Annotated in this window: 6 protein-coding genes; 3 read left to right on the top strand and 3 right to left on the bottom strand. The window is 47.3% G+C overall.

The features are described 5' to 3' along the window. The first annotated feature begins 166 nt into the window (after positions 1-166). A complete protein-coding gene (locus QUB26_RS30845) occupies positions 167-1,909 on the top strand; it encodes a CapA family protein (protein WP_333246917.1) in 1,743 nt (580 codons plus the stop codon). Positions 1,910-2,182: 273 nt separating this feature from the next. On the opposite strand, the gene QUB26_RS30850 is transcribed toward QUB26_RS30845, so the two are convergent. Together QUB26_RS30850 and QUB26_RS30855 are read right to left on the bottom strand one after the other, a co-directional pair. Continuing rightward, positions 2,183-3,274 (bottom strand): PfkB family carbohydrate kinase, encoded by a 1,092-nt coding sequence (locus tag QUB26_RS30850; protein ID WP_333246919.1) that lies wholly within the window; start codon positions 3,272-3,274, stop codon positions 2,183-2,185. Between the two features lie 289 nt (positions 3,275-3,563). Beyond that, positions 3,564-4,115 carry a response regulator gene (locus tag QUB26_RS30855; RefSeq protein ID WP_006635176.1) on the bottom strand — a complete coding sequence of 184 codons (552 nt, stop codon included), beginning with the start codon at positions 4,113-4,115 and terminating at the stop codon, positions 3,564-3,566. Positions 4,116-4,313: 198 nt separating this feature from the next. Between QUB26_RS30855 and QUB26_RS30860 the strand changes: the two genes are divergently transcribed. Further along, complete coding sequence (locus tag QUB26_RS30860) at positions 4,314-5,303, top strand: lipoyl synthase (RefSeq protein WP_333246921.1); 990 nt, start codon at positions 4,314-4,316, stop codon at positions 5,301-5,303. Positions 5,304-5,429: 126 nt separating this feature from the next. Then, a complete protein-coding gene (locus QUB26_RS30865) occupies positions 5,430-5,576 on the top strand; it encodes a photosystem I protein PsaX (protein WP_332945736.1) in 147 nt (48 codons plus the stop codon). Positions 5,577-5,820: 244 nt separating this feature from the next. On the opposite strand, the gene QUB26_RS30870 is transcribed toward QUB26_RS30865, so the two are convergent. Beyond that, entirely contained in the window at positions 5,821-6,177 is a 357-nt protein-coding gene (locus QUB26_RS30870; protein ID WP_333246923.1) for a hypothetical protein, read from the bottom strand. Positions 6,178-6,242: the final 65 nt, after the last annotated feature.

A 6,242-nucleotide genomic window follows, 5' to 3' on the forward strand; every position in this document is an offset into this window, starting at 1 on the left:
TCCCGCCCGTCCAAAAAGGACGGGCGGGACGCCCATCCCACTTTCAAGAGTGGAAGTTATTTAATTCTCATTCCTTACTTAAGTTAAATCAATCGGTATTTAATGCTGTGCAGCCAAATTTGATATAAGATCGAGCTAAATTTCTAGTGTGAGAGTAGAGGCGTTTGTGAGCCAACAAGATATTTTAAATTTAGCAAAAGAAGGCGATGCCAGGGCGATCGCATTTCTGATCAGCCAAGCACTCCAAAGCTTCGGCGTCACGGCTAAAGCCAGCCGGGAAAACGACACCCTGCACCTGCTGCTGGAAGCAGAACATTTGCCTGCAGAAGAAGCCTGTCTCCGAGTCGCAGTCAAAGGGCTGCAGCGGCTGCAACCAAATAACCTTTACTCAGTGACAGTTTACGGGCGGCGCGACGGCCAGCAATTGCCCGCTTGGACTCAGACGGTAGAATTAAAAAAACGCTTGACTGCCGCACCCGTGAGTCCGTTAGTTGCCGTGAATGCCGCAGTAGCTGCGAGTGCAGCAGTAGCCGCTAGTGTAGCCGCTTCTCCCATTCCTGTGACTTTGCCCAAGCTAGAAAAACCTCAAAATGTCACAACGGCGCCCACTCAAATACCAGAAAAATCTCCGCCCCAACCCCCTAAAATCCCAACTCCAAAACCCCCAAACCAAAGGCAGCAAAAGCCATCACCCCAGCCAGAATTAGCAGGCACTAAAACTAAAAAATCTGGGCTGTCAGTCGGTGCTCTGAGTCTAATTCTCGTACCGATATCCGGCTTTATGCTGGCTTCTCAACTTTACAAATCCCCAACCACCGCTACTAATAACCCTCCAACGTCAAAGCCTGCGGTACAAGAAGTGAGTTCGACACCCGCAGCCAAACCCCTTCCAGCTCCAAAACCGCCCTCCCCTGCCGCCACAAAACCTGCCATTGTGCCTGCCACTGTCAGCATCAAAGCAGTTGGTGACATGATCCCCGGCACAAATTATCCCTACAACAAACTGCCGGCAAAAAAAGAGATGTTATTAGAGTCGGTAAAACCGTACCTCAAAGGAGCTGATATTCTGTTTGGCAATTTTGAAAGCACGATGACCGATCATCCTTACAGTTCCAAAGCAGGCGGCGGACGAATGCTGTTTGCCTTTCGGACGCCTCCGAGTTATGCCAAAATCTTCAAAGATGTTGGTTTTGATATTTTGAATATTGCCAACAATCACTCTTACGATTTTCACGAGAAAGGATTTAATGACACGATTAAAAACATCGACAGCAACGGCATGAAGGCTGTTGGCAAAAGAGATCAAATTGTTTATAAAAATGTCAAGGGCGTGAATTTTGCCTTTATCGGTTTCAGCAACTACGGCGAAGTTCACAATTCCTTGCTGGAACTCAAAGCGGGAGCAGAAGTTGTCAAAAAAGCCAAGCAAAAGGCTGATATTGTAGTGATATCAGTTCATGCTGGCTCTGAAGGAACAGGAGCTCTGAATGTGAGAAATAAAACTGAGTTTTTTTACGGAGAAAACCGGGGAAATATGGTTTTGTTTTCGCGGACGATGATTGATGCGGGAGCAGATTTGATTTTGGGACATGGCCCGCACGTCCCGCGAGCGATGGAACTTTATAAAGGGAAATTGGTTGCTTATTCGCTGGGCAATTTTTTGGGTTATCGCACTTTGTCCACAGCAGGAGCACTCGGTCAATCTCTAATTTTGGATGTGAAAATGACTCCGCAAGGGGATTTTGTTTCTGGTAAGATTATCCCCGTCCAACTTGACGGGCGAGGTGTTCCGGCTGTTGATAACAAATTTAGGACTGTGGGGTTGATTAATCGTTTGACAAAGAGCGATTTTCCCAATAGCGGTTTGACAATTGATGACAAGGGGCAAATTTTGAAAAAAAGTAAGTAGTCGTTAGTCATTAGTCATTAGTCAGTAGTAATATCATGTCCGGTCAATTAACCATGATTCCTGTAGGGGCGGGTTCGCCAAGATATTGAATAGAAACGGGAAAATATGTAAACCCGCCCCGGCCTTTAATCGCTGGTTCCCAGGCAGAGCCTGGGAACCGATATCTAGAGGCTCAGCCTCGAAAAGCGATAGGAAAATTGGAGGCTGAGCCTCCGGATCTGCGTTACCAGGCTCTGCCTGGGAACAAGTAAATCAATCACCCATTACAACTGATTAGTGATCGATCATCGTTTTTAAAGCTTCTTTCATTTCGTCTGCTGTCGTCGTTGCCGTACCGAATTGACGCACGACAATACTAGCCGCCAAATTGCCCAAAACTGCCGCTTCCCAACCGGATGCACCGACGCACAAAGCTAAAGTCATGGCTGCTACAACTGTATCTCCAGCACCAGTTACGTCGAATACATCAGTCTTGTTAAAAGGGGGAATGTCCCAACTTTGAATGGCAAATTCCCCCTTTTCACAAATAGATGTTGGAGGGGGTGAATTTTTGATTTCTTCGCCGTTCGCCCTTTCAAACAAACTCATCCCTTCTTCACCGCGAGTAATCAGGATTTTTTGAGCTTGAGTTAAGTTCAATAAATCGCGTCCTGCTTGCATTAAAGTTTGAGGGTTTTTGATAGCATATCCGACGGCTTGCTCGGCTTCTGGCAAGTTCGGAGTAAACAGCATTGCTCCAGAATATCGCTGCAAATTTGTTTGAGCGTCTACAATTGTTTTGCCGGGAACCACTGCCGATTCGATCGCCAAATTTGTCAAAACTCCGTCGCCGTAGTCGGAACAAACCACGGCATCTACTGTCGGTATTTGCTGCCGGATGTAGTCTGCCAGTTGCAACTGCAAATCTAAATCCGGCAACTCGTCCGATTTGCGATCGACTCGTACAATTTGCTGAGTCACCGACTGCCGCGCGTGCCCGGAAATTCGAGTTTTGGTGACAGTTGGACGCTGCGAATCGATTAAAATCCCACCCGTATCAATTCCCGCCGCCTCAAAAATACCGCACAAAGCCTTTCCCTGGTCGTCTTTTCCCACCAAACCAGCAACTTTTACTTTGCCTCCCAGTTTGGCTAAATTATAGACAGCATTTGCGCCACCTCCGGGTACTTGCTGAGTATTTTCGTAGCGCAAAATCAACACAGGTGCTTCGCGGGAAATTCGCTCTACTTGTCCGGTAAGAAACTCGTCCAAGGTCAAATCTCCGATCGCTAATACCTGCGCTCGATCGAAGCAGTCTAATCTTTTCAATAATTGCTCTGTTGAGGCACGCAGTTGAGGCAAAAAATCGGAATAGTCGTTAGTCATTAACCAAAAAAATGAGACTGAGGAGTTGATAATTGAGTAGTAGGGAACGAGCGGGAATTAAAAATCCTAATATAATTTAATAATTAATTTCCTCCCTTGTTTTATTTTTAACTTTTAATTGATTTTCTCACTGGGATTTTGAGAAACCAGTTGCAGGCTATTTGCGATCGCACTCGCTCAAACAATTTGGCAAAAAAATGCGGATAAAATCGCAGCCTTTGAGACTCAACTGAAAGTTTCACGGTGTGGAAGTTTCCTTCTACATAAGTGCCTTCAAAAAACAGCAGAATTATTTCAATTTCTGCTTGATGATCGTAATCACCTGAGTCATTTGTTTTTTGAGTGCATCAATTTCCGCTTGCATTTTTGCCATTTTCGCAGTCATCGCTTGAATTTCGGCGGCGCCCGCTCCAGAAGTGGGTGCAGCGGCGGCTGCTGGGGCTTCCGGTACAGGTTTCTTTTTGGCCAGTACCATCGCCGATTTGATCGCCTCGGTTAGCTGCTTCTTTTCAAACGGTTTGGCGATGAATGCAAAAAAATGCTTCTCAAAGGGTTTCGGAATTTTTTCCATCACCTCTTCTTCGCGGCCCGACATGATCACCAAAGGTATCTTAGAAAGCTCAGGATGGGCTTGCACTTTTTGATACACTTCCCAACCGCTGACTTTGGGCAGTAGGAAATCTAACATAATTAGATTGGGCCGGGCTTGACGGATCAGTTTGAGTCCCTCTTCGCCGTCTTTTGCTTCTAGAACTTCAAAGTTACCCTGCGGCAACATCTCTCGGACTCGGACGCGGATGACTTTACTGTCATCGATTACCAAGATTTTTTGACCAGCCACGACTGACTCCTTCAGTAATGAATGAGTGATGATTTGCAACCTTCAGTATATCCCTAACAGAATTCTACCCATAATTCTGGGCGAGTTTAGTTTTGTTGCATTTCGGCGCGATTCGGATTTCGGGTGATACTCCTACAAGTTCAGGGGCTTTGATTTCGGATACGATCGAAGGAATTAACTCAATCACCACTTAATTTTATGTCGCCCCAAACTCCTAAAACTCCTACAGTCAAAGCAATTGCCGCCCAAATGCGGAGTGAAATCGAGGCGATGCCGGAGTGGTTGCGTAGGCCCGTTGGCAAAGCTAGCGAACTTTCCCAAGTGCAAAAAATTATCAAACAGCGGCAAATTCACACGATTTGTGAGGAGGGGAGATGTCCCAACCGGGGCGAGTGCTACGCGCAAAAAACGGCGACTTTTTTGTTGATGGGGCCGACTTGCACCCGTGCTTGTGCTTTTTGTCAAGTAGATAAAGGTCATTCTCCGATGCCGCTAGACCCGGAGGAACCGAAAAAGGTGGCCGAGGCTGTGCAGTTGTTGGGTTTGCGCTATGCGGTGCTGACTTCGGTGGCGAGGGATGATTTGCCGGATGGGGGCGCGGGTTGGTTTGCAAGGACGATCGCCCAAATCCGCCTTCTTAACCCGCATACTGAAGTGGAGGTACTGACGCCGGATTTTTGGGGGGGAACAGGTAGGGGCGGTGCCCCCGTGCCCGCCCTCCCCGTGCCCGCCCCCGACGGGGAGAATTCCGGCCTCGATGAGTTGCAGCGACAGCGGATTCGCACGGTGGTGGAGGCTAAACCGGCTTGTTACAACCACAATATTGAGACGGTGCGTCGGTTGCAAGGGCCGGTGCGGAGGGGGGCCAAGTACGATCGCTCGATCGACGTTCTGCGTATTGTTAAGCAATATGACCCAACTATTCCCACCAAATCCGGTTTGATGTTGGGGCACGGGGAAACCGAAGCCGAGATAGTCGAAGCGATGATTGATTTGCGGGACGCCAAGTGCGATCGCCTTACCCTCGGTCAATACATGAGACCATCTCTAGAGCACCTCCCAGTGCGTAAATACTGGACGCCTGCGGAATTTGACCGTTTTGGGTCGATCGCGCGGGAGATGGGGTTTGAGCGCGTGCGATCGGGGCCTCTCGTCCGCAGTTCCTACCACGCCGGAGAGAGCGATTGAAACTAATTTGAATTCAACTCGGTATAAACTCCTTGTTACAAAAAATAACTCTAGAGGATTGTGCATAAGTGCGACGCTCTCTGCTATTTGTAAATAGAGTGACATTATGAATTAGGAGCTTTACCTATGGCAGAGATAGCGAAGAACCAATTAAAATCCGACTCCGTGATGAAAACGGGCAAATTCCCTTACACATTTCGCGCAGGCTGGTTTCTCTTGCTGTTAGCAATCAATTTTGTGGTTGCAGCCTTTTATTTCCATATCATTGAATAGTTCTGCAAGTTAACTTTTAGCAGACCCTGCTTTTCTCGACCTCAACGTCGAAGAATGGCAGAGAGGGAGAGGGGAAGAGTTTGGAGTTGTGAGTAGGGGAGAATATGACTTCATTCTTCTAACTAATGACTACTGACTTTTTCCCTCTTCCTTCTGACTCCTGACTCCTGACTCCCGACTTTTGCTCAATAATTAATCCCTGTATCCGTGTCCAAATCCGTGTCGTGCCTTCCTTCTTCCTTCTCTAGCGATTTCTCGACGCTTCTAGCTTTGACAACCGCTCTTGAATTTTAATAACATCTTGCTTAGTTTCAATTGCCAAAGTTGCTAAATTATCAAACATCGGGTCTCCCGACAGCGTTCTAGGATTTGTGCGACCCGAACCTGAAGGGGGAGGAGACTGAGGCCGGTTAACTCTAGAACCTTGATTCTGCAAACTGTAGATTTGTCCTCGGAGTTCAGAAATTTGACGTTCTAATTGAGTAATGCGAAATTCTAATTGACTTGTGGATTGAGCGGGCGTGACAATTGGCGCAACAGCAATTGCTAAGGCGCAAGCCAGACATAAAAGACAGATTGTTAGGGCGCGATCATTGGTCACAAGTTAAGCCTGTATGCCAGTTGTCAAGGGGATTTGAGAAGATGTGTCAAAGAAAAATTGGTTTT

Origin of the sequence: Microcoleus sp. B4-C1 (genome assembly GCF_036705285.1) — a bacterium.
Taxonomy (GTDB): domain Bacteria; phylum Cyanobacteriota; class Cyanobacteriia; order Cyanobacteriales; family Microcoleaceae; genus Microcoleus.

Bases quoted from the DNA above. Each gene is read 5' to 3' on its own strand.
- QUB26_RS30850 (WP_333246919.1), bottom strand. From the start codon at position 3,274: ATGACTAACGACTATTCCGATTTTTTGCCTCAACTGCGTGCCTCAACA.
- QUB26_RS30860 (WP_333246921.1), top strand. From the start codon at position 4,314: ATGTCGCCCCAAACTCCTAAAACTCCTACAGTCAAAGCAATTGCCGCC.
- QUB26_RS30865 (WP_332945736.1), top strand. From the start codon at position 5,430: ATGGCAGAGATAGCGAAGAACCAATTAAAATCCGACTCCGTGATGAAA.